Genomic DNA, 23,167 nt, shown 5'->3' with positions numbered 1-23,167 from the left:
ACCGGCGCCGCGCTGCGCCGGTCGAGCCCCTTACTCACGACGTGTTGCCCGCGATCCGAGGATTCAGAGCTGCTCGCCGACGAAGACCGTGAGGTCGACGAGGCGGTTGGAGTAGCCCCACTCGTTGTCGTACCAGCCGAGGATCTTCACCGAGTTGCCCTCCTGAACCATCGTCAGGGAGGCGTCGAAGGTGCAGGACGACGGGTCGCCGACGATGTCCGAGGAGACGATCGGGTCCTCGGTGTACGTCAGGAAGCCCTTGAGGTCGCCGTCGTCGGACGCCTTCTTGAACGCGGCGTTGACCTCGTCCTTGGTGACCTCGCGGGACAGCGTCACGACCAGGTCGGTGGCGGAGCCGGTCGGGACCGGGACGCGCATCGCGATGCCGTCGAGCTTGTCCTTGAGCTGCGGGAGGACCAGGGCCGTGGCCTTGGCGGCGCCCGTGGTGGTGGGGATGATGTTCTCGGCGGCGGCGCGGGCGCGACGCAGGTCCGAGTGCGGGAAGTCCAGAATCCGCTGGTCGTTGGTGTACGCGTGGACCGTCGTCATCAGACCCTTGACGATGCCGAAGTTCTCGTCGAGGACCTTGGCCATCGGCGCCACGCAGTTGGTGGTGCAGGAGGCGTTGGAGATGACGTGGTGGCTGGCCGCGTCGTACTTGTCCTGGTTGACGCCCATCACGATGGTGATGTCCTCGCCCTTGGCCGGAGCCGAGATGAGGACCTTCTTGGCGCCGCCGGTGATGTGCTTCTCGGCGTCGGCCTTCTTGGTGAAGATGCCGGTCGACTCGATGACGATGTCGACGCCCAGCTCACCCCAGGGGATGTCGGCCGGGTTGCGCTCGGAGAGCACCTTGACCGTGTGACCATCGACGGTGATGGTGTCGGCGGTGTGGCTGACCTCTGCCTTGAGACGACCCATGACGGTGTCGTACTTCAGCAGGTGGGCCGTGGTCGCAGTGTCACCCAGGTCGTTGACAGCCACGATCTCGATGTCCGCACCCTGCTCCAGCAGCGCGCGGAAGTAGTTGCGGCCGATGCGGCCGAAGCCGTTGATGCCTACGCGGATCGTCACGAACCGATCTCCTCGTTAGGTACGCCGGTTTTCGACGCCGGCGAGATGTATAGGGATGTCCCCGACCGCTTCCGACCCTACCTCTCCGAGGGCGCTGAGGTGACATCGAGAGGGCCCGTACACGCCACCGGAATACGCCGCGAGGCCCGTACTCGCCAGTAGGAGTACGGGCCTCCGCTCCGCCCGGCGGGTACGCGGTCCCACCGCTGTCGGACGAGGGTCCCGGCGGCAGGGGGCCAACGCCCCACGCGTGCCGCCGAGTCAGCCGACCAGGCCGTCGGCGAGCTCCTCGCTGAGGGTCGACTCCGTCCCCGGGATGCCCATGTCCTGGGCCCTCTTGTCGGCCATCGCCAGCAGGCGGCGGATTCGGCCCGCGACCGCGTCCTTGGTCAGCGGCGGGTCGGCGAGGGCGCCCAGCTCCTCCAGCGAGGCCTGCTTGTGCTCCATGCGCAGCCGGCCGGCGGCGGCGAGGTGCTCGGGCACCTCCTCGCCGAGGATCTCCAGTGCGCGCCCCACCCGGGCCCCGGCGGCGACCGCCGCGCGGGCCGAGCGGCGCAGGTTCGCGTCGTCGAAGTTGGCGAGCCGGTTGGCCGTGGCGCGGACCTCGCGCCGCATCCGCCGCTCCTCCCAGGCGAGCACCGCGTCGTGGGCGCCGAGGCGGGTCAGCAGGGCACCGATCGCGTCACCGTCCCGGACGACGACCCGGTCCACCCCCCGCACCTCACGGGCCTTGGCCGCGATGGAGAGCCGGCGCGCCGCGCCGACGAGGGCGAGCGCGGCCTCCGGCCCGGGGCAGGTGACCTCCAGCGAGGAGGAGCGGCCGGGCTCGGTGAGCGAGCCGTGAGCGAGGAACGCTCCGCGCCAGGCCGCCTCCGCGTCGCAGGTGGCCCCCGAGACCACCTGCGGGGGCAGTCCGCGGATGGGGCGGCCGCGGCCGTCCACCAGACCGGTCTGGCGGGCCAGCTGGTCGCCGCCCGCCACCACGCGTACGACGAAGCGCGAGCCCCGGCGCAGCCCGCCCGGGGCCATCACGATCAGCTCCGAGCTGTGCCCGAAGATCTCCAGGATGTCGCGCTTGAGGCGGCGGGCCGCGTTGCCGGTGTCCAGCTCGGCCTCGATCACGATCCGGCCGCTCACCAGGTGCAGCCCGCCCGCGAACCGAAGAATCGCCGAGACCTCTGCTTTCCTGCAGCAGGTCCGAGTGACGGGAAGCCGAGAGATTTCGTCCTTCACCGCTGGCGTCATCGCCATGGGCCGATCCTTCCATGCATCCGAAAAATACGGTCGTACGCGGCGGCCAACAGCTCCTGATCATGGACCGGAACGCCGTCGGGCGATGCCACCGGCGCCAGCTCGACCGCGGCTCCGAGCCGCCTGGCGGCATCGACGAGGGACTCGCGGTCGGGCACGGCGGCCTCATCGGCCAGCACCACGTCCAAGGCGAGTTTAGGTGCGTGTCGTCCCAAAACCTCCACATGACGCTGCGGTGAGAAGCCTTCTGTTTCCCCGGGCTGCGGGGCGAGGTTCAGCGAGAGGACCTTACGGGCCTTCGTGGTGACCAGGGCGTCGAGCAGATCCGGGACGAGCAGGTGCGGGATCACGGAGGAGAACCAGGAGCCGGGCCCGAGCACCACCCAGTCGGCGTCCAGGACCGCCTCGACGGCTTCCGGGACGGCCGGCGGGTCGGGCGGCACGACGTGCACGGACTGCACCTCGCCCGGGGTGAGCGCCACCGTGGCCTGCCCGCGCACGGTGACGATCGCGTCGGGCAGCTCGGGGTCGTGGCCCCGCACCAGCGCCTGGAGCTCCAGCGGGACGGCCGACATCGGCAGTACCCGCCCGTGCGCGCCGAGCAGCTTGCCGACCAGGTCGAGGGCCTGGACGTGGTCGCCCAGCTGCTCCCAGAGCGCCACGATCAGCAGATTGCCGACCGCGTGTTCGTGCAGGTCGCCCTTGGACTCGAACCGGTGCTGGATGACCCGGGACCAGGTGCGGCCCCAGTCGTCGTCGCCGCACAGCGCGGCGAGCGCCTTGCGCAGGTCGCCGGGCGGCAGGACGCCCAGCTCCTCGCGCAGCCGGCCGCTGGAGCCGCCGTCGTCGGCGACGGTGACCACGGCCGTGAGGTCGCCGGTGATCCGGCGCAGCGCCGTCAGGGACGCCGAGAGGCCCATGCCGCCGCCGAGGGCGACGACCTTGGGCTGAGCACCGCGCTTGCGGCCGGAGAGCGCCGAGGTGGCGCGGCTCAGGCGCCGCATCCGCAGATTGCGTCCGGTCACTCGCGCCCCATGTCCCGGTGGACGAGGACGGTCTCGACGCCCTCGCCGGCGAGCCGGGCCGAGAGCTTCTCCGACATGGCGACCGAGCGGTGCTTGCCGCCCGTGCAGCCGACCGCGATGGTGACGTACCGCTTGCCCTCGCGGCGGTATCCGGCGGCGATCAGCTGGAGCAGCTCCGTGTACTGGTTGAGGAACTCCTTGGCGCCCGGCTGGTCGAAGACGTAGTCCGACACCTCCTCGTTCAGGCCGGTGAAGGGGCGCAGCTCGGGGACCCAGTGGGGGTTGGGCAGGAAGCGGCAGTCGACGACGAGGTCGGCGTCGACGGGCAGGCCGTACTTGTAGCCGAAGGACATCACCGTGGCGCGCAGCTCCGGCTCCGACTCGCCCGCGAACTGGGCGTCCATCTTGGCCCGCAGCTCGTGCACGTTGAGGCTGGAGGTGTCGATGACCAGGTCGGCGTCGCCGCGCAGCTCGCGCAGGAGATCGCGCTCGGCCGCGATGCCGTCGACGATGCGGCCGTCGCCCTGGAGCGGGTGCGGGCGGCGGACGGACTCGAAGCGGCGCACCAGGGCGTCGTCGGAGGACTCCAGGAAGACGATCCGCCGGGTGACGTGCTTGGCCTCCAGGTCGGCCAGGGATTCACGGAGGTTGTCGAAGAAGCGCCGGCCGCGCACGTCGACGACGACGGCGATCCGGGCCACGTTGCCCTGGGAGCGGGCGCCGAGCTCCACCATGGTGGGGATGAGCGCGGGAGGCAGGTTGTCCACGACGAACCAGCCCAGGTCCTCCAGGCACTTGGCGGCGGTGCTGCGCCCGGCGCCGGACATGCCGGAGATGATCACCAGCTCGGGGATCGCCGCCTCACCCGTCTCGATGGGGGTGTTCGTCATCACGTCTGCTGCTCCGTCTGCTCGGTCGGTGCGGGGGTGGTTCCGGTCGTTCTCGGCCGTCGTGCCGTGCGCCCCGGCTCCGGTGTCGTCGGGGCCCGGTGCGCTGTCGTGGGCCTTCTCGGTCATGAGGCGCCCCCGTCGTCTTCCTCATCTTCGATGATCTCTCCTGTGGCCGTGTTCACGGCCGGTGCCGCGGGAGCGGTGGAGACGAGGGCCGCGGCCACCGACTCCGCCGTCCTGCGCCCTATTCCGGGGACCTCGCAGAGCTCGTCGAGGGTCGCCTGCCGGAGCTTCTTCACGGAACCGAAGTGCTTGATCAGCGCCTGCTTGCGGGTCTCGCCGAGTCCGGCCACGTCGTCCAGCGGGCTGCGGCGGAGCCGCTTGGCCCGCTTGGCGCGCTGGTAGGCGATGGCGAAGCGGTGGGCCTCGTCCCGCACGCGCTGGAGGAGGTAGAGGCCCTCGCTCGTACGGGGCAGGACGACCGGGTCGTCGTCCTCGGGGAGCCAGACCTCTTCCAGCCTCTTGGCCAGGCCGCAGACGGCGATGTCGTCGATCCCCAGCTCGTCCAGGGCGCGCTTCGCGGCGGCTACCTGAGGCTGCCCGCCGTCGACCACGACGAGCTGCGGAGGGTAGGCGAACCGTTTGGGCCGGCCGTCGTCCTCGCGGGGCTCGCCCGCCTCGCCCGGAGCGCCCGCCGCGGGGAGCGGGGCGGGCACGGGGCCGGTGGGCGCGGGGGCCGAGGGGCGCCCGGGAGCGTCCGGGGACGGGCCGGGGGCCTCCCCCCACTCCCCCGTGCGCTCCTTGTCCTGGAGGTAGCGCTTGAACCGGCGGCCGATCACCTCGTGCATCGAGCGGACGTCGTCCTGGCCCTCGAAGCCCTTGATCTGGAAGCGGCGGTACTCGCTCTTGCGGGCGAGGCCGTCCTCGAAGACCACCATGGAGGCCACCACGTCGTCGCCCTGGAGGTGCGAGACGTCGTAGCACTCGATGCGCAGCGGGACGCTGTCCAGACCCAGCGCCACGGCGATCTCCTCCAGCGCGCGGGAGCGGGTGGTCAGGTCGGAGGCGCGCTTGGTCTTGTGCAGTCCGAGCGCCTGCTGGGCGTTGCGCTGGACCGTGGCCATGAGGTCCTTCTTGTCGCCGCGCTGCGGGATGCGCAGGCTGACCTGCGAGCCGCGGCGCTCGGCGAGCCACTGGGAGACCGCGTCGGTGTCCTCCGGGAGGGCCGGGACCAGGACCTCCTTGGGCACGGCGTCGCCGCGCTCCTCGCCGTACAGCTGCTGGAGGGCGTGCTCGACGAGGCCGGAGGTGTCGACGGCCTCGACCTTGTCGGTGACCCAGCCGCGCTGGCCCCGGACCCGGCCGCCGCGCACGTGGAAGATCTGGAGTGCGGCCTCCAGCTCGTCCTCCGCGACGGCGATCAGGTCGGCGTCGGTGGCGTCCGCGAGGACGACGGCGCTCTTCTCCATGGCCCGCTTGAGGGCCTCGGCGTCGTCGCGGAGACGGGCGGCCCGCTCGTACTCCATCTCCTCGGCAGCCCGCGTCATGTCCTTCTCCAGGCGGCGGATGTAGGCGCCGGTGCGCCCGGCCATGAAGTCGCAGAAGTCCTCGGCCAGCTCCCGGTGCTCCTCCGGGTCGACCCGGCCCACGCAGGGGGCCGAGCACTTGCCGATGTAGCCGAGGAGGCAGGGGCGGCCGGTGCGCTCGGCGTTCTTGAAGACGCCGGCGGAGCAGGTGCGGACGGGGAAGACGCGCAGCATCAGGTCGACCGTCTCGCGGATCGCCCAGGCGTGGCCGTACGGGCCGAAGTAGCGCACGCCCTTCTTCTTGGCCCCGCGCATGACCTGGACGCGGGGGAACTCCTCGTTCAGCGTCACCGCGAGGTAGGGGTAGCTCTTGTCGTCGCGGTACTTGACGTTGAACCGGGGGTCGAACTCCTTGATCCAGGAGTACTCCAGCTGGAGCGCCTCGACCTCGGTGGAGACGACCGTCCACTCGACGGAGGCGGCGGTCGTGACCATCGTGCGCGTACGCGGGTGGAGCCCGGCGAGGTCCTGGAAATAGCTGGCCAGGCGCTGGCGGAGGTTCTTGGCCTTGCCGACGTAGATCACCCGGCGGTGCTCGTCACGGAACTTGTAGACCCCCGGGGAGTCGGGGATCTGTCCCGGCCTGGGGCGGTAGCTGGAGGGGTCTGCCATGTCTCACACCCTACTTGCGGGCAGTGACAGCACGTCGTCCTCCGCCGGTGCCGCGCTCCGGGGAGCGGTGGGGTGTTCCGCGCCCCGGAGCACGGGCGGCAGGGCCCGCTCCGACCTCCCCGGCAGGGTCCTCGCCCCTGCGGCGGGCCCGGCGGCGTGCGGCGGCGGCGCCGCACAGGTCCGGGGCGAGCACTGCTCCGGCTTCGGCGTCCGCGGGCGACGGGGCCCGGGGCAGCGGGTTGTCAGGCGTCGGAGCCCGCGACCAGCTTTCCGCCTTCGGCGGTGAGCGGGACGGCGGGCAGCGGCACGGTGGCCGGGCCCTTCACCGGCTTGCCGGTGGTCATGTCGAAGCGGCTGCCGTGGCACGGGCAGTGACCCTCGGTGCCCTCGACCTTGTCCAGGACGCAGCCGCCGTGGGTGCACTGGGCGCTGAAGGCCTTGTACTCGCCCGCGGCCGGACAGACGACGACGAGGCGCTGCTCCCGGTAGAGCTTGGCTCCGCCGACGGGCACCTCCGCCGCGGCTCCGAGGTCCACGGGCGCGGTCGGAAGGGGGCTCTTGGCATGACCGAGCTTGGACTCGGTCGAGCAGGCGGCCGCTCCCAGCCCGGCGGCGCCGGCGAGCGCGGCACCCTTCAGCACGGTACGTCGGGCGGCGGGCAGGCCGGGCATGCGGACTCCACGGGTCGTCGTTCGGGGCGGGCCGGGGCCGCCGGACAGACCGGGCGGCCGTACGGGCCGGTGACAGAAGCGACGATACCGGCGGGGAACGGAGGGCCTGCGGCCGGGCCGGGCCCTGGCCCGGCCGCAGGAGCCGCGTGCCGCCCCCTCACGGCGGGGGCCCTGACCGCGGGGCCCCCGCCGTGAGGGAGCTGGGCACTCGGCCCGTCGGCGGGGCGCCCGGACCGTGAGGCGCCGGGCGTCCCGCTCTCAGCTCCTGCGGGCGCGGGTGGCCTTCTTCGCGGCGACCGTCCTGGCGGAACCGGTCTCCGCCTTGGTCGCCGCCTCCTTCGTGGCCGCGGCCTTCGTGGCGGTGGCCTCCGTCGCCGTCGCCTTCTTCGCCGCTGTCTTCTTCGCCACCGCCTTCTTCGCCGGGGCTGTCCGGCGCGCGGCCGTCTTGCGGCCCGCCCCCCGTCCCGAGGGCACGGCGGCCTCGCTGATCCGGTCCGCGTCCAGGATGGACTGGAGGAACTTGCCGGTGTGGCTGGCGGGGACCGAGGCGACCTGCTCCGGGGTCCCCTCCGCGACGACCAGACCGCCGCCGCTGCCCCCCTCGGGGCCCATGTCGACGACCCAGTCAGCGGTCTTGATGACATCCAGGTTGTGCTCGATGACGATCACCGAGTTCCCCTTGTCGACCAGGCCGGAGAGCACGGTGATCAGCTTGCTGATGTCCTCGAAGTGCAGACCGGTGGTCGGTTCGTCCAGGACGTAGACCGTGCGGCCGGTGGAGCGCTTCTGGAGCTCGCTCGCCAGCTTGACGCGCTGCGCCTCACCGCCGGAGAGGGTCGGCGCGGACTGCCCGAGCCGCACGTACCCCAGGCCCACCTCGTTGAGCGTCCGGAGGTGGCGGGCGATCGTCGGGACGGCCTCGAAGAACTCCAGGCCCTCCTCGATCGGCATGTCCAGCACCTCGGCGATGGACTTGCCCTTGTAGTGGACCTCCAGCGTCTCCCGGTTGTAGCGCGCTCCGTGGCAGACCTCGCACGGGACGTACACGTCGGGCAGGAAGTTCATCTCGATCTTGATCGTGCCGTCGCCGGAGCAGTTCTCGCAACGACCGCCCTTGACGTTGAAGGAGAAGCGGCCCGGCAGGTAGCCGCGCACCTTCGCCTCCATCGTCTCGGCGAACAGCCGGCGGACATGGTCGAAGACCCCGGTGTACGTGGCCGGGTTCGACCGGGGCGTACGGCCGATCGGCGACTGGTCGACGTGGACCACCTTGTCGACGAGGTCGTCCCCGTCGACCCGGGTGTGCCGGCCGGGGACCGACTTGGCGCCGTTCAGCTCGCGGGCCAGGTGGGTGTAGAGGATGTCGTTGACCAGGGTCGACTTGCCGGAGCCCGAGACGCCCGTGACGGCGGTGAGGACGCCGAGCGGGAAGGAGACGTCGATGTCCTGGAGGTTGTTCTCCCGGGCGCCGTGCACGGTGAGGCTGCGGGCCGGGTCGACCGGGCGCCGGGCGTCGGGGGTCGGGATCGCCCGCTTGCCCGAGAGGTACTGGCCGGTGATCGACTCCTTGTTGGCCAGCAGCTCCTTGAGCGAGCCGGAGTGGACGACCTCGCCACCGTGCTCGCCGGCGCCGGGGCCGATGTCGACGACCCAGTCGGCGACCTTGATGGTGTCCTCGTCGTGCTCGACGACGATGAGCGTGTTGCCCATGTCGCGGAGCCTGACCAGGGTCTCGATGAGGCGGTGGTTGTCGCGCTGGTGCAGACCGATGGACGGCTCGTCCAGGACGTACAGCACGCCGACGAGACCGGAGCCGATCTGTGTCGCCAGCCGGATGCGCTGGGCTTCGCCGCCGGACAGGGTGCCGGCCGCGCGGTTCAACGAGAGGTAGTCCAGACCGACGTCGACGAGGAACCTCAGCCGCTCGTTGACCTCCTTGAGGACCCGCTCGGCGATCTTCTTGTCGCGGGCGTTCAGCGTGAGCCGGCCCAGGAACTCGGCGCACTCGCTGATCGACATCGCGGAGACCTCGGCGATGGACTTCTCCATCACCGTCACCGCGAGCACGATCGGCTTGAGCCGGGTGCCCTCACAGGTCGGGCAGGGCACCTCGCGCATGTAGCCCTCGAAGCGCTCCCGGCTGGAGTCGCTCTCGGCCTCGGTGTGGCGCCGCTTCACGAACTGGACCGCGCCCTCGAACGCGGGGGTGGTGTAGGCGCGCTCCCGCCCGTACCGGTTGCGGTAGCGCACCTCGGTCTGGATCTTGTGGCCGAAGAGCAGAGCCTTCCTGGCCCGCTGCGGCAGACCGGCCCAGGGGATGTCCGTGCGGAAGCCGAGCGCTTCGGAGAGCGCCCCGATCAACCGCCCGAAGTACTCCTTGGTGTGGCCGTGCGACCAGGGGTGGATCGCGCCCTCGTCGAGGGACTTCTCCTCGTCCGGAACGATCAGCTCCGGGTCGACCTCCATGCGCGTCCCGATGCCCGTGCAGTCGGGGCAGGCGCCGAAGGGCGAGTTGAAGGAGAAGGAGCGCGGTTCCAGCTCCTCGAAGGAGAGGTCGTCGTACGGGCAGTAGAGGTGCTCGGAGAACATCCGCTCGCGCTCGGGGTCGTCCTCGGGGAGGTCGACGAAGTCGAGTACGACCATGCCGCCGGAGAGACCGAGCGCCGTCTCGACCGAGTCGGTCAGCCGGCGCTTGGCGCTGTCCTTGACGGTGAGGCGGTCGACGACCACCTCGATGGTGTGCTTCTCCTGCTTCTTGAGCGCGGGGGGCTCGGAGAGCTGGGCAGTGACGCCGTCGACCCTGGCCCGGCTGTACCCCTTGGTCTGGAGGTCGGCGAAGAGGTCGACGAACTCGCCCTTGCGCTCGCGCACCAGCGGCGAGAGGACCTGGAAACGGCTGCCCTCGGGGAGACCGAGGACCCGGTCGACGATGGCCTGCGGCGACTGGCGGGAGATGGGGCGCCGGCACTCGGGGCAGTGCGGCTTTCCGATCCGGGCGAAGAGCAGCCTGAGGTAGTCGTAGACCTCCGTGATGGTGCCGACCGTCGAGCGCGGGTTGCGCGAGGTCGACTTCTGGTCGATGGAGACCGCGGGGGAGAGCCCCTCGATGAAGTCCACGTCCGGCTTGTCCATCTGGCCGAGGAACTGCCGGGCGTACGAGGAGAGCGACTCCACGTAGCGGCGCTGCCCCTCGGCGAAGATCGTGTCGAACGCGAGGGACGACTTGCCCGACCCGGAGAGCCCGGTGAAGACGATGAGGGAGTCGCGGGGCAGGTCGAGCGAGACGTTCTTCAGGTTGTGCTCGCGCGCGCCACGGACGATGAGACGGTCGGCCACGCCGGTCCGCACCTTTCTAGAGAGAGCGGGGGAACTGAGCCCCCGTCCCAGGGTATGGGGGGTGCCACAGCGATGTAGAAGGCTTTCGACTCCGAGCGTATAGCACGCACATTCGATTTCCGGCCGCCCTGGGACTCCTTCACCCGAATGGGTGGCGAAGCTAGGCTCAGCCGCATGATGGATCACGCGCACGACCTGGAAGCTGTACGCGATGCGACCGAACGACTGCTCGACGCAGCCGCCGAACTGGACAACGCCGCGGTCCTCGAACCGTCACGGCTGCCCGGATGGAGCCGGGGCCACATCATGGCCCACCTGTCACGTAACGCCGAAGCGCTCGAAAATGTTCTCCGAGGGCTCCCGATGTACGCGAACAGCGAAAGCCGGGAGGACGACATCGCCCGGGGCAGCGCGCGACCGCTGGACGAGCACCTCGCCGACCTGCGGGACAGCACGGGTCGCTTCCTCTCGACCGCCGCGGAGCCGGCCGACTGGTCCCGTACCGTCGCCCTGCGCAACGGGGTGACAGACTCCGCCTCCCGGGTCCCCTTCCGCCGCCTGGTCGAGGTGGAGCTGCACCACGTCGATCTCGACGTGGGCTACGAGCTGGAGGATCTGCCCGGGTCATTCGTGCCCCGGGAGATCGACTTCCTCGCCGAGCGTTTCACCGGGCATCCGGACGTGCCCGCCACCGCGCTGACCGACGAGGACGGCCGCACCTGGAGCACGGGCGGCGGCCCGCCGAGCGCCCTGGTGACGGTGCAGGGGACGGCCGCCGATCTGCTCGGCTGGCTCGCCGGCCGCCGTGACGGCTCCGCTCTGACGGCCGCCGGAGGCCCGCTCCCCGCCCTGCCGCCGCTATAGGCTGGGCCACATGACGTACAGCGGAGCGGTGAAGGCAGGCGGACCGGCGAGCGTGCACGAGCTGACGGACCTGATGATCTCCAAGGTCGCCGTCGGCGGGACGGACAACAACGCCTACCTGCTGCGGTGCCGGGCCACCGGCGAGCAGCTGCTGATCGACGCGGCCGCCGAGCCCGAGACCCTGCTCGCGCTGATCGGTGACGACGGCATCGCCTCCGTCGTCACCACCCACCGGCACGGGGACCACTGGCAGGCGCTGGGAGAGGTGGTCGCGGCCACCGGAGCCCGGACGTACGCCGGCCGGTACGACGCCGAGGGCATCCCGGTCCCCACCGACGTCCCCGTCGAGGACGGCGACACCATCACGGTGGGCCGGGTCGAGCTGACCGCGCGCCGTCTGACCGGCCACACCCCGGGCTCCATCGCCCTGGTCTACGACGACCCGCACGGCGCCCCGCACGTGTTCACCGGGGACTGCCTCTTCCCCGGCGGCGTGGGGAACACCTGGCAGGACCCCGAGGCCTTCGCGAGCCTCCTGCACGACGTCGAGACGAAGCTGTTCGACCGGCTGCCCGACGAGACCTGGGTCTACCCGGGCCACGGGAATGACACGACGCTCGGCGCCGAGCGGCCCCGTCTGCCGGAGTGGCGCGCCCGCGGCTGGTAGCCGCCGCGGGCGGAACACGCGGCGGGCGGGGGCCGGGCGGTCGCCGTCCCCGGCCGGGGCGGCCCTCGGACGCCCCTGGCCTCCTTAGCGCCGTGTCCCCCACTCGCCGTCCGGACCGTGCACAACGGCCGGGGCGGGCGGCTTTCGCCGATCCCACCCCGGCCGTTGCCGGTATCGCCCTGCGCCGCCCCTGGCGGCCGGGGGTCAGCCGCTGATGCTCTTGCTCTCCTCGTCGGCCGAGCCCGCCGTCTTCGTCTCCCCGGCCTCGGCCGCCGCCTGCTTCTTGCTGGCGATGAGGCTGGTGACCGTCGTGATCACCAGGACGCCGCAGATGACGGAGAGGGAGAACGGAATGGAGATCTCGGGCACGTGCACCCCGGACTCGTGCAGGGCGTGCAGCACCAGCTTGACGCCGATGAAGCCGAGGATCACGGACAGGCCGTAGCTGAGGTGGACCAGCTTCTTCAGCAGACCGCCGATGAGGAAGTACAGCTGGCGCAGACCCATCAACGCGAACGCGTTGGCCGTGAAGACGATGTACGGGTCCTGGGTCAGGCCGAAGATCGCCGGGATCGAGTCCAGCGCGAACAGCACGTCGGTGGTGCCGATGGCGAGCATGACCACCATGAGCGGGGTCAGGACGCGCTTGCCGTTGTTCTGGATGAAGAGCTTCGTGCCGTGGTACTTGTCCGCGACGCCGAAGCGGTGCTCGATCGACTTGAGGAGGCGGTTCTCCTCGAACTCCTCTTCCTCCTCGTCGGCCCGCGCCTCCTGGATGAGCTTCCAGGCGGTGTAGATCAGGAACGCGCCGAAGATGTAGAACACCCAGGAGAAGTTCGCGATCACGGCGGCGCCGGCGGCGATGAAGATCGCCCGGAGAACCAGGGCGATGAGCACGCCGATGAGCAGCACTCGCTGCTGGAGGTGGGAGGGCACCGAGAACTTCGCCATGATCAGAACGAAGACGAAGAGGTTGTCGACGCTCAGTGACTTCTCGGTGATGAAACCGGCGAAGAACTCGCCGGAGGCCTTGGTCTCGCCGAAGACCAGCAGGCCGATGCCGAAGATGACCGCCAGCGCGATCCAGACGACCGTCCAGATCCCGGCTTCCTTGGTCGACACGTCATGGGGCTTGCGCCCGATGAAGAAGTCGACGGCGATCAGGGCTGACAGACCGAGAATGGTCAGCACCCAAAGGGTCCATGAAACGTCCACTGCGCCTCCGGCAGTTCGCTACGGCTACTGATCAGCGTCGTCGCTGCCGGAGGTCTCTTCCACCCATGCACATGTACATGCCTGGGCCGACGCCCCGGGACCGGTGAAGGTCCGTATTGACGGGACGTCGCGTAAGGAGTACTCCCCTCCGTTGCACGAACACTACAGGCATTACCAAGAAAAGGTAAAGAGTCGAGTAAAGCGCGCACCAAATCCCCAGGTGGGCGCGGTCGGGGGCGGTCCGGCCGTCAACGGCCCCCGGCCCGGCGGGCAGCGGCCACCTGGGCGAGCACCCGCTCCAGCACACCGCTGCCCGGGGGGACCGTCAGCGGCTCGTACGTCCAGGCGTGCCCGACCCAGGGGTCCGCGAGGTGGCTGTCGGCGACCGGGGTGAGCCGCAGCAGCGAACGCCACAGGGGGTCGAGCACCGGCCCGTACGCACGCGCGTCGTCCCGGTCCGCGACCATCAGGAGGTGGACCCCGGCCGCGGGCCCCTCGTCGGCGAGATAACGCAGCTGGGTGACGGCCCGGTCGTCGAAGCCGTGCGGGAAGTCGTTGACCACGAGGAGCTGCTCGCCGGTGTCCAGGTCCGGCGGGAGCGAGTCGGCCGCCCCGGCCCGGGCCGCCATCTGCACCAGGTCCACCCGCCGGGTGAGGCGGGCCAGGACCGAGGCCACTCCCCCGGGCCCGGCAGCCGGTGGGGCGGCCAGGACGCCCGCGCCGACGAGCGGGGCGAGCGACGCGGCCGCCGCGCCCGCCGCGTCGATGACGTGCACCGCGAACTCACCCGGCGGATACACCGCGAGCAGCCGGGCGGCATGGGCGACCGCGCTCTCCACGGCCAGTCGGCGCAACCGGTCCGGGTCCGTCACAGCGGCGGCCTCCAGCCCCGTCCGGCCGCTGTCCACCCAGATCCCGCGTTCCAGCGGCAGCCGGACCAGCAAGGGGACCCGCAGGTCGGCGCGCTCGGGCAGGTGGAGGTCGCCGAGACGCAGGGCCATCGGCCCCTCCAGCGGTGTCCGGTGGGCGTGCCAGACGGCGTTGTCCCAGCCCGCGTACGCGGCGGGGAGCGCCGGCTCGACGACGGCCGCTTCGGCGGCCAGGCGGCCGAGGTCGCGGTCGAGGACCTCCCGGGCGCGGGACGTCAGTTCGTCGCGCCGGGCGCGGGCCTCCTCGCGGGCACGGTCGCCAGCGCTCCCCATCCGGTCGCGCGGATCGGACAGGGCCCGGTCGAGCTCCCGGCTCATCCGGGACTCGGCGAAGTCCGCCGCGCTGCGGTAGGCCGCGACGGCCCGTGCCAGGTCCTCGAACATGCCCCGGACCTGGTTGTAGAGGCGCTCGTCCATCGTCCAGCCCGTGGCGTCCCCGGCCACCGGCGGGGCGGCCTCTTCGGATCGGGCGACCCGGGCGGTGGGTGCGGCGGGCGGGGGCGCAGGGGGCGTGCGCCGCCGGAGCGGATGTGCGTAGTCGACGGGCCCGCCGACGGGGCCGGGGGCCGGGCCGGCGGAGCCGGGGGTGGAGGGCGCTCGGCCGTCGTCCGCCGGTCCCGCCCCGGCGGGCGACGCCGGGGGTGGAAGCGGCACGGACGCCGGCGCCGGAGACGGGGCGGGGGCCGGGCAGTCCCTGGGAGCCGGGCCGCCCGGGGGGCCGGCGGCGGGTGCCCGATGGCCCGGGGCACGCCGTACGCGGTCGTCCTCCGGGGTCCGGGGCCGCGGTGGAGACGCGACGACGGAGCGCACCCCGCCACGGGCGAGGGCCTCGTGGACGGCCCCGGCCAGGGCGGCGGCTTCGGCCAGGCCCTGGTCGGCGAGCATCTCGGCCAGCCCCGCCGCGTACCCCTGGCCGACGGCGCGGACCTTCCAGCCGCCCTGGCGGCGGTAGAGCTCCAGGGCGCTGACCGCGGACTCGACGTCGAGACCGGTCAGGGTGAAGGTGGCGATCTCGTCGCCGTCGAGCCCGGTGACGGCGACGAAGGGCGCGGGGACGGCTCCGAACCGGGCCGGGCCGCCGATCCCCGGCAGCAGGGCGAACAGCACGGTGACCCGGTGCGCTCCGGCGGGCAGGGCCTCCAGGTCCACGGCGATCCGGTGGTCGGCCGCGGCCTGCTGGGAGACCTTGAGTCCGGGAAGCCGGGGGCAGCCGGGGTGGGCGACCCACTCGACGCCCCGCACCCTGCCGTGCTCGTCACCGAGGGTGGCCCCGGCCATGACGGGCGTGCCCGCGGAGACCCGGATCTCCAGTCGGGTCAGGGGCAAGGCGTGGTTCTGCCCCCGGACCAGTTCGGCCGTCATTGCCGTGCCCTCCCCCTCGACGATGGCCCGCGCCTGCGGGCGTGGGCCGTGCGGCGCCCCACGGCGCCGCGTGCGCGCGGTGCCGCGCCCGGTGTGTTCGCCGCGGTGCGTCCGTACCGCGGCGAAGTGCTGGCCGGCCTCGGCACCCGTGCGGCCGCGGTGCCCCGTGCACCCGGGGCGGCCCACCGCCGCGCTCCCCCGGGACCCGCTCTTCCCGGCACCGGGACCGAGCCGGCGCCGGGGCCGGTCCGGGCGGGCCCCGGCCAGGGGCAGGCCGGACGGGCCCGGCTGCCGGCGGCGGCCGACTCCGCCTACAGGTGCGGGAGGATGGACGGCATCAGGTCCTGGAAGGTGCGCCCGTTGGCCGGGTTCCCGAGGGCCGTCATCTGCCATCCGCCGCCCGCGCGGTGCACCTTCGCCATGATCTGGGCCGTGTACTGGCCGCCGCCGTCCAGCGTGTACCGGGCGAGCTCCTGGCCGTTGGACTCGTCCACGATGCGGCAGAAGGCGTGGCGCACCTCCTGGAACGTCTGACCGGTGAAGGAGTTCACCGTGAAGACGATCTGGTCGATGTGGACCGGCACGCGCTGGAGGTCGACGAGGATCGCCTCGTCGTCCCCACCGGAGCCGGCACCGCCGACCAGGTTGTCGCCGGTGTGCTTGACCGAGCCGTCGTCGCTGACGAGATGGCGGAAGAACACGACGTCGACCGGCTGCTTGTCGGCGAAGAGCACCGCCGAGGCGTCCAGGTCGATCTCCCGGGTGCGCGAGCCGAAAAGGCCGCGGCGCGGCGCCGCCTGCCAGCCGAGCCCCATCCGTACCGCGGTCAGGGTCCCCCCGTCGCTCTTCTGCAGGCTGATGGCCTGACCCTTGGTCATGTTGACCGTCACGCGCTGTCCCCTCTCGGCATTGCCCCGCAACCGTCCGTGTGCGGATTCCCCGCACCCTATGCACGCGCCTCGGGGCGGCAGCAGGCCCGGCCCCCTTTTGTGTCGGTCTTGCAACACACCTCCGGCGCGCCGCCACCGGTGGGTCGGAGCCGTCCCCCCGCCCCCGGCGGCGGGGTCAGGCGAGGCCCGCCTCCTTCATCTGGCGCAGCTCCTTCTTCAGTTCGCCGACCTCGTCGCGCAACCGCGCGGCCACCTCGAACTGCAGGTCGGCGGCGGCGGCCCGCATCCGCTCGGTCATCTCCTCGATGATCCCGGCCAGCTCGGTCGCGGGCCGGTCGCTCACGACGGCGCCGGGCGAGGCGGCCCGGCCCTTGGCCCCGCCCTTCGCCGCGCTGCCGCCGAGGGCGGGGACGGGGGTCTTGGCCTCCTTGCCCTGGCGGAAGCCGGTGCCGAGAAGCTGCTCGGTGTCGACCTCCTCGCGGGCGATGGTCGCGACGATGTCGTTGATCTTCTTGCGCAGCGGCTGCGGGTCGATGCCGCGCTCGGTGTTGTACGCGATCTGCTTCTCGCGGCGACGGTTCGTCTCGTCGATCGCCTGCGCCATGGCGGGCGTGATCTTGTCGGCGTACATGTGGACCTGGCCCGACACGTTTCGGGCGGCGCGGCCGATGGTCTGGATGAGAGAGGTGCCGGAGCGCAGGAAGCCCTGCTTGTCGGCGTCGAGGATGGCCACCAGGGAGACCTCGGGGAGGTCCAGACCCTCGCGCAGGAGGTTGATGCCGACCAGCACGTCGTACTCGCCGGAGCGCAGCTCGCGCAGCAGCTCGATGCGGCGCAGGGTGTCGACGTCGCTGTGCAGATAGCGGACCTGGATGCCGAGCTCCAGGAAGTAGTCGGTGAGGTCCTCCGACATCTTCTTGGTGAGGGTGGTGACCAGGACGCGCTCGTCGCGCTCGGTGCGCTTGCGGATCTCGTGCACCAGATCGTCGATCTGGCCCTCGGTGGGCTTGACCACGACCTCGGGGTCGACCAGGCCGGTGGGGCGGATGATCTGTTCCACGAAGCCGTCGCCGCGCGAGAGCTCGTACTTCCCCGGGGTCGCGGAGAGGTAGACCGTCTGGTCGATCCGCTTCAGGAACTCCTCCCACTTCAGCGGCCGGTTGTCCATGGCGGAGGGCAGCCGGAAGCCGTGGTCGACGAGGGTCCGCTTGCGGGAGGCGTCGCCCTCGTACATCGCCCCGATCTGCGGAACGGTGACGTGGGACTCGTCCAGGACGAGCAGGAAGTCCTCCGGGAAGTAGTCGAGGAGGGTGTTGGGCGCGGTGCCGGGGGCGCGGTCGTCGAAGTGCATCGAGTAGTTCTCCACACCGGAGCAGGTGCCGATCTGGTGGAGCATCTCGATGTCGTACGTCGTGCGCATGCGCAGCCGCTGCGCCTCCAGCATCTTGCCCTGCTTCTCCAGCTCTGCCAGCCGCTGTTCCAGCTCCCGCTCGATCCCGCCGACGGCCTTCTGCAGGCGCTCGGGGCCGGCGACGTAGTGGCTGGCGGGGAAGACGTAGAGGCTCTCGTCCTCGCTGATGACCTCGCCGGTCAGCGGGTGGAGCGTGGACAGGGCCTCGATCTCGTCGCCGAACATCTCGATGCGGACGGCGAGCTCCTCGTAGACCGGGAAGATCTCGATGGTGTCGCCGCGGACCCGGAAGGTGCCCCGGGTGAACGCGAGGTCGTTGCGGGCGTACTGCATCTCGACGAAGCGGCGCAGCAGCTGGTCCCGGTCGACCTCGTCGCCGACCTTGAGCTGGACCATGCGGTCCACGTACTCCTGGGGCGTGCCGAGGCCGTAGATGCAGGAGACCGAGGCGACCACGACGACGTCGCGCCGGGTGAGCAGGGAATTCGTCGCGGAGTGGCGCAGCCTCTCGACCTCCTCGTTGATGGAGGAGTCCTTCTCGATGTAGGTGTCCGACTGCGGGACATACGCCTCGGGCTGGTAGTAGTCGTAGTACGAGACGAAATACTCGACGGCGTTGTTCGGGAGGAGCTCGCGGAACTCGTTGGCGAGCTGGGCGGCGAGCGTCTTGTTCGGCGCCATGACCAGGGTGGGGCGCTGCAACTTCTCGATCATCCAGGCCGTGGTCGCCGACTTGCCCGTGCCGGTGGCGCCGAGCAGGACGACGTCCTTCTCATCGGCGCGAATACGCCGCTCCAGCTCGGCGATGGCCGCGGGCTGGTCGCCGCTGGGCTGGTAGGGACTGACGACCTCGAAGGGCGCCACCGAACGTTCGATCTTGGAAACGGGCCGCATGCATCCACCGTACGGCTCCCCACTGACAACGGCCTCGGATCAGGGGCACCGGCAGGTCCCGGCGCTCCCGCGGACCGCCTTTCGTCCCTTCTCGCGCCCGTTGCGGTCCGGTACGCCGCGGGGGCCAGGCCGCGGCCGGGCGGCGCTCAGGGCCGCCGGCCGTCCGCCCAGGCCTGCCGGCCGTCCGTCCGGAGCCGTCGGCCATCCGCCCGGTCGTGCTCCCGGTGGCGCGGGCCCGCTGCGCCCGTCCCGGTTCCTCGGCGGATCAGGACCGCCACGGCGGCCAGCAGCAGGAAGCAGGCGGGCCCGATCAGCATCGGCACGATCGGGGCGACCGAGCCGGCGCCCTCCGCGAAGGTGTGGCCGCCGCCCACCCCGCCATGGCCGCCGTCGACGACGGTGGACGCGGCGGGGTGGAGGTGCACGTTCAGGGCGTCCATGCCGGTGTAGTGCATCCCGGTCACCGCGACGGCCATCACGACGCTCGCGCCGAGGCTGGCGAGAAGGCCGCGGACGGCGACGGCGGCCCACAGGGCGACCGTGGCGGCGATCGCGGGGACCAGCGCGGAGAGGACCACGCCGAGGAGGTCGTACGTGAAATACCCCTGCATGCGCATGCCCGCCATGCCGAGGTAGTGCATCGAGGCGACACCCAGGCCGGTGACGGAGCCCCCGGTGATCAGTGCCATGCGGGTCGGGCCCCGGTAGCCGACAATGAAGACGCCGATGCCGACCATGCCGACGGCCATGACGAGGCCGGCGAAGGTGAGAGGCATGTCGTAGGCGAACGGCGCCTCCGCGACGGTGAAGCCCGTCATGGCCACGAAGTGCACGGTCCAGACGCCGAAGCCGATGGACAGTGCGCCGAGTGCCAGCCAGACAGCCTTGAAGGAGCGTGGCGTGGACAGGGACCTGGTGATGCAGCGAAGTCCGAGGGCGGCCCCCAGGCAGGCCATGAGAAAAGCGGCGACCGGGGTCACCAGACCGTAGGTGAATCCGTCGACTGTTCCCTGCATGCTGGCACTCCCTTCCCAGAGCCCGGGGCAGAGGGAGTCCCTCGTGGGGCGGGTCCCGGCAGGCAGATTGCGGAAGTGCATTTTATCGGCACGGTCCCCGCCCCGGCCTCCTGGTGTGCTCCGGCGCGCTCCGACGGCGTGCGCCGGGGCCCGCCGAGGGGTGCGCTCCGGTGGGGCTCCGGCCCGGACGTTCCGTTCATGCCACGGCCACCGCCTCCCCGCCCGGCGTTGGCCGGCCGCTGCCAGTCTCGGCGTGTCCGCACACTCCGATGCGAGGAGTCTCCGTGTTCGTACGCACCGCAACCACCTCCACCGCCGCCGCCCTGCTCGGCGCCGGCGCCCTGTTGCTGCCCGCCGCCCAGCCCCAGGCGTCCGACCAGCGGGAGAGCCCGGCCGTCGTGGCCCACCGCGGGGCGTCGGGCTACGCGCCGGAGAACACGCTCGCCGCCGTCGACGCGGCGGACGCGCTCGGCGTCGAGTGGGTGGAGAACGACGTCCAGCGCACCCGCGACGGTGTACTCGTCGTGCTGCACGACACGGGTCTGAAGCGCACCACGGACGTCGAGCAGGTCTTTCCCGACCGCGCGCCGTGGGCGGTCAAGGACTTCACCGCGGCGGAGCTGGCGCGACTGGACGCGGGCAGTTGGTTCGGAAAGCAGTTCGCCGGCGCGCGGGTGCCGACGCTCGCCCAGTTCCTGGACCGCCTGGAGCGCAACCGGCAGAAGCTGCTCCTGGAGATCAAGAGTCCCAAGACCTACCCGGGCATCGAGCGGGACATCGTCGGCGTGCTGCGCGAGAAGGGGTGGCTGGACCGCTCCCACGTGCGGAGCCGGCTGGTCGTCCAGAGCTTCGGCGCCGACAGCCTGAAGACGATCCACGCCCTGCGCCCCGACATCACGACCGGCTACCTGGGCACTCCCGCGGTGGCCGACCTGCCCGCGTACGCCGCGTTCACCGATCAGATCAACCCCTCGTACGCGACGATCGGCGCCGACTACGTGGCGGCCGTGCAGCGGCTCAAGGGGCCGCACGGCAAGCGCCTGCGCGTCAACACCTGGACCGTCAACGACGCGGCGAAGGCGGCGAAGGCCCAGGCGTACGGGGTCGACGGCATCATCACCGACTACCCCGACGTGGTGCGCGACGCGACCAGCTGAGCGGGCACGCCTCGAAGGACGCGGACCGGGCGGCGCCCGCCTCGGGACAGGGGCGAGGCCGCGCGTCGTCATGGCCCCTCACCCCGGCGACCGGTTCCGGCCGATCCGAGGCCAGGACCGGCCGGAGGGCCTTGGCCCGTGGTTTGCTTCCGCCCGGCCCGCGACAGGGATGAGGCATGCCACAGAACCCACCGGAACAGCGCCCTGCGGACCGGGACGCCACCGAGCCCCGCGCCATGGCCGGGAGTACCACGAGCGGCCCGGCCGCCGGGCCTGCTGACAGCCCCGGGGCCGGGACGGCCGACGAAGCGCCGAACGGCACGGCGGAGCGCGGCTGTGGCGGGCCGGTGCTCTCGGCGGAGGTACGCGCCGCCCTCGACGCCCGGCTGCCCGTCGTGGCGCTGGAGTCGACGATCATCGCGCACGGTCTGCCGCGCCCCCGGAACCTCGCCGTCGCCCTGGAGCTGGAGGGGATCGTCCGCTCCCTCGGCGCCGTACCGGCCACCGTCGCCGTCCTCGACGGGCGGGCCCGGGTCGGTCTGGACGGGGCACAGGTGCGGCGGATCGCCGAGGACCGGGGGGTACGGAAACTGGGCCACCGCGATCTCGCTCCCGCGCTCGCCGCCGGTGCGAGCGGGGCGACGACGGTCTCCGCGACGGCCTTCCTGGCCGCACGGGCGGGGCTGCGCGTCTTCGCCACGGGCGGGCTCGGCGGCGTCCACCGGGAGTGGGTCCACGACCAGGACGAATCGGCCGACCTGCGGCTGCTCGCCCAGACCGGGATCACGGTGGTCTGCGCGGGCGTGAAGTCGATCCTCGACGTCCCGGCGACCCTTCAGCGGCTGGAGACCCTCGGCGTCGGCATCGTCGGCTACCGCACCGCGCACTTCCCCGGCTTCTATCTGCACAGCTCCGGCGAACCGGTCGACTGGACGGTGAACAGCCCGGAGGAGGTGGCGGCGGTGATGCGGGCGAAGGACGCGCTGGGCGGCCCCCAGGCGGCGCTGATCGTCGCCAACCCCGTCCCGGAACAGGAGCAGTTGAATCCCGCGCTGCACGACCGGGTGCTCGCCGAGGCGCTCGGCGCGTGCCGGGAGCGCGGCGTCTTCGGGCAGGACGTCACGCCGTTCCTGCTGGACCGGCTGGCACAGCGGACCGCGGGCGCGTCGCTGGAGGCGAACCTCGCGGCCGTACGCGCGAACGTACGCCTCGCGGCCCGGATCGCCGTCGCGGCGGCCGTACGGTGAGCCGCCCTGGCTCGGGCGGCGGGTTGCTGGTCCTGGGGGACGTGGTCACCGACGTGGTGGCACGGCACGCCTCAGCGCTCGCCCACGGGACGGACACCGCGGCACGGATTCGGACCCTGCCGGGCGGTGCGGGGGCCAATGTCGCGTGCTGGGCGGCGCTGTGCGGGTGCGCGGACGTGCGGCTGCTCGCCCGGGCCGGGGCGGAGTCCGCCGAGTGGCACCGGGAGGCGTTGGAGCGTGCGGGGGTGCGGGCCCTCCTGGCGGTGGACCGGGACGTGCCGACGGCGACCGTCATCGCCCTGGTGGACGCGGCCGCCGAGCGGACGTTCCTCACCGACAGCGGGGCGGCGCCGCGGCTCGCCGTCGAGGACTTCTCGCCCTCGATGCTCGACGGCGTCGGGCGGCTGCACATCTCCGGGTACCTCCTGTTCGCCGCGACGAGCCGCGCCACGGCTCTCCGAGCCCTGCGCACCGCCGTGGAAAGGGGTGTTCCGGTGAGCGTGGACCCGGCGTCGGCCGGGTTCCTCGCCGAGCTGGGCCCTGGGCGGTTCCTGGACTTCGTCGGGGGCGCGGAGCTGCTGCTGCCGAACCAGGACGAGGCGCGGCTGCTCACCGGGTTGTCCGAACCGGAGGCCGCGGCCGCCGCGTTGAGCCGGCGCTTCCCGCGGGTCGCCGTGACGGCCGGGGCGCGGGGGGCTGTGCTGGCCGCCGGGGGCTCTGTGACCTGCCGCGTCCCCGCCCTGCCGGTCACCGAGCCGGTCGACTCGACGGGCGCGGGCGACGCGTTCACCGGCGGGCTGCTCGCCGCCCTGCTCGCCGGGGCCGACCACGCGACCGCCGCGGCCCTGGGCTGCCGGGCGGCGGCGACGGCCGTGACCACGGTGGGCGGCCGGCCTCCGCCCGGCAGCCTCCCGCCGCCGGCCCCCGGACCGACACGTGAGCCCCGGCCCGAGCCGCCGCGCCCGACACGCGAACGTCGACCGCCCCCGGCAGGCACGGCCCGCGCTCCTTGGCGGCCGCGCACCTGCCCCGGAGCCCCCGACGCCGGCCACCCGGCCTGACCCCCACTC

General features: G+C 72.2%; 17 protein-coding genes. 5 read left to right on the top strand and 12 right to left on the bottom strand.

The window, feature by feature from the left end; all coding sequences use genetic code 11:
• Positions 1-63: 63 nt before the first annotated feature.
• The 7 genes from gap to uvrA form a co-directional block, all read right to left on the bottom strand.
• Positions 64-1,074 carry a type I glyceraldehyde-3-phosphate dehydrogenase gene (gene gap, locus V9U70_RS03230; RefSeq protein ID WP_336672887.1) on the bottom strand — a complete coding sequence of 337 codons (1,011 nt, stop codon included), beginning with the start codon at positions 1,072-1,074 and terminating at the stop codon, positions 64-66.
• A 261-nt stretch (positions 1,075-1,335) separates the two neighbouring features.
• Positions 1,336-2,325, bottom strand: coding sequence for a DNA-binding protein WhiA (gene whiA, locus V9U70_RS03225; protein ID WP_336672886.1), 990 nt, complete (start codon positions 2,323-2,325; stop codon positions 1,336-1,338).
• Positions 2,316-3,350, bottom strand: coding sequence for a gluconeogenesis factor YvcK family protein (locus tag V9U70_RS03220; RefSeq protein ID WP_336672885.1), 1,035 nt, complete (start codon positions 3,348-3,350; stop codon positions 2,316-2,318). The genes whiA and V9U70_RS03220 overlap by 10 nt, the downstream gene beginning before the upstream one ends.
• Positions 3,347-4,240 (bottom strand): RNase adapter RapZ, encoded by an 894-nt coding sequence (gene rapZ / locus V9U70_RS03215; RefSeq protein ID WP_336672909.1) that lies wholly within the window; start codon positions 4,238-4,240, stop codon positions 3,347-3,349. The genes V9U70_RS03220 and rapZ overlap by 4 nt, the downstream gene beginning before the upstream one ends.
• Before the next feature lie 122 nt (positions 4,241-4,362).
• Complete coding sequence (uvrC, locus tag V9U70_RS03210; RefSeq protein WP_336672884.1) at positions 4,363-6,438, bottom strand: excinuclease ABC subunit UvrC; 2,076 nt, start codon at positions 6,436-6,438, stop codon at positions 4,363-4,365.
• Between the two features lie 242 nt (positions 6,439-6,680).
• Positions 6,681-7,109, bottom strand: a complete 429-nt coding sequence (locus tag V9U70_RS03205) for a Rieske (2Fe-2S) protein (RefSeq protein ID WP_336672883.1) — start codon at positions 7,107-7,109, stop codon at positions 6,681-6,683.
• 258 nt (positions 7,110-7,367) lie between these two features.
• The gene (gene uvrA, locus V9U70_RS03200) at positions 7,368-10,445 is read right to left on the bottom strand and encodes an excinuclease ABC subunit UvrA (protein ID WP_336672882.1); all 3,078 of its coding nucleotides are present in this window, start codon (positions 10,443-10,445) and stop codon (positions 7,368-7,370) included.
• Positions 10,446-10,619: 174 nt separating this feature from the next.
• Here uvrA and V9U70_RS03195 point away from each other — a divergent pair, with 174 nt between their 5' ends.
• Positions 10,620-11,309, top strand: a complete 690-nt coding sequence (locus tag V9U70_RS03195) for a maleylpyruvate isomerase family mycothiol-dependent enzyme (protein ID WP_336672881.1) — start codon at positions 10,620-10,622, stop codon at positions 11,307-11,309.
• A gap of 10 nt (positions 11,310-11,319) precedes the next feature.
• The gene (locus V9U70_RS03190; RefSeq protein WP_336672880.1) at positions 11,320-11,976 is read left to right on the top strand and encodes an MBL fold metallo-hydrolase; all 657 of its coding nucleotides are present in this window, start codon (positions 11,320-11,322) and stop codon (positions 11,974-11,976) included.
• A gap of 204 nt (positions 11,977-12,180) precedes the next feature.
• Here V9U70_RS03190 and V9U70_RS03185 read toward each other — a convergent pair whose 3' ends face one another.
• The 5 genes from V9U70_RS03185 to V9U70_RS03165 form a co-directional block, all read right to left on the bottom strand.
• A complete protein-coding gene (locus V9U70_RS03185; RefSeq protein WP_336672879.1) occupies positions 12,181-13,191 on the bottom strand; it encodes a TerC family protein in 1,011 nt (336 codons plus the stop codon).
• Positions 13,192-13,439: 248 nt separating this feature from the next.
• Positions 13,440-15,482, bottom strand: coding sequence for a TerD family protein (locus V9U70_RS03180; protein WP_336672878.1), 2,043 nt, complete (start codon positions 15,480-15,482; stop codon positions 13,440-13,442).
• A 311-nt stretch (positions 15,483-15,793) separates the two neighbouring features.
• Positions 15,794-16,372, bottom strand: coding sequence for a TerD family protein (locus V9U70_RS03175; RefSeq protein ID WP_336672877.1), 579 nt, complete (start codon positions 16,370-16,372; stop codon positions 15,794-15,796).
• Between the two features lie 175 nt (positions 16,373-16,547).
• Positions 16,548-18,677 carry an excinuclease ABC subunit UvrB gene (gene uvrB, locus V9U70_RS03170; protein ID WP_336672876.1) on the bottom strand — a complete coding sequence of 710 codons (2,130 nt, stop codon included), beginning with the start codon at positions 18,675-18,677 and terminating at the stop codon, positions 16,548-16,550.
• A 146-nt stretch (positions 18,678-18,823) separates the two neighbouring features.
• Entirely contained in the window at positions 18,824-19,693 is an 870-nt protein-coding gene (locus V9U70_RS03165; RefSeq protein ID WP_336672875.1) for an MHYT domain-containing protein, read from the bottom strand.
• Positions 19,694-19,977: 284 nt separating this feature from the next.
• Between V9U70_RS03165 and V9U70_RS03160 the strand changes: the two genes are divergently transcribed.
• The 3 genes from V9U70_RS03160 (at position 19,978) to V9U70_RS03150 (ending at position 23,158) form a co-directional block, all read left to right on the top strand.
• Positions 19,978-20,850, top strand: coding sequence for a glycerophosphodiester phosphodiesterase family protein (locus tag V9U70_RS03160; RefSeq protein WP_336672874.1), 873 nt, complete (start codon positions 19,978-19,980; stop codon positions 20,848-20,850).
• A 176-nt stretch (positions 20,851-21,026) separates the two neighbouring features.
• Positions 21,027-22,097 (top strand): pseudouridine-5'-phosphate glycosidase, encoded by a 1,071-nt coding sequence (locus V9U70_RS03155; RefSeq protein WP_336672873.1) that lies wholly within the window; start codon positions 21,027-21,029, stop codon positions 22,095-22,097.
• Positions 22,094-23,158 (top strand): carbohydrate kinase family protein, encoded by a 1,065-nt coding sequence (locus tag V9U70_RS03150; RefSeq protein ID WP_336672872.1) that lies wholly within the window; start codon positions 22,094-22,096, stop codon positions 23,156-23,158. The genes V9U70_RS03155 and V9U70_RS03150 overlap by 4 nt, the downstream gene beginning before the upstream one ends.
• Positions 23,159-23,167 lie beyond the last annotated feature (9 nt).

This window comes from Streptomyces pratensis (assembly GCF_037137275.1).
In the GTDB taxonomy this organism is placed as follows: Bacteria; Actinomycetota; Actinomycetes; order Streptomycetales; family Streptomycetaceae; genus Streptomyces; species Streptomyces pratensis_B.
The sequence above is the reverse complement of the archived record's forward strand: the minus strand, read 5'-3'. Positions and strand labels throughout refer to the sequence as shown.

Coding starts and splice junctions, on each gene's coding strand:
- whiA (WP_336672886.1), bottom strand. CDS start 2,325: ATGGCGATGACGCCAGCGGTGAAGGACGAAATCTCTCGGCTTCCCGTC.
- rapZ (WP_336672909.1), bottom strand. CDS start 4,240: ATGACGAACACCCCCATCGAGACGGGTGAGGCGGCGATCCCCGAGCTG.
- uvrC (WP_336672884.1), bottom strand. CDS start 6,438: ATGGCAGACCCCTCCAGCTACCGCCCCAGGCCGGGACAGATCCCCGAC.
- V9U70_RS03205 (WP_336672883.1), bottom strand. CDS start 7,109: ATGCCCGGCCTGCCCGCCGCCCGACGTACCGTGCTGAAGGGTGCCGCG.
- V9U70_RS03195 (WP_336672881.1), top strand. CDS start 10,620: ATGATGGATCACGCGCACGACCTGGAAGCTGTACGCGATGCGACCGAA.
- V9U70_RS03190 (WP_336672880.1), top strand. CDS start 11,320: ATGACGTACAGCGGAGCGGTGAAGGCAGGCGGACCGGCGAGCGTGCAC.
- V9U70_RS03180 (WP_336672878.1), bottom strand. CDS start 15,482: ATGACGGCCGAACTGGTCCGGGGGCAGAACCACGCCTTGCCCCTGACC.
- uvrB (WP_336672876.1), bottom strand. CDS start 18,677: ATGCGGCCCGTTTCCAAGATCGAACGTTCGGTGGCGCCCTTCGAGGTC.
- V9U70_RS03165 (WP_336672875.1), bottom strand. CDS start 19,693: ATGCAGGGAACAGTCGACGGATTCACCTACGGTCTGGTGACCCCGGTC.
- V9U70_RS03155 (WP_336672873.1), top strand. CDS start 21,027: ATGCCACAGAACCCACCGGAACAGCGCCCTGCGGACCGGGACGCCACC.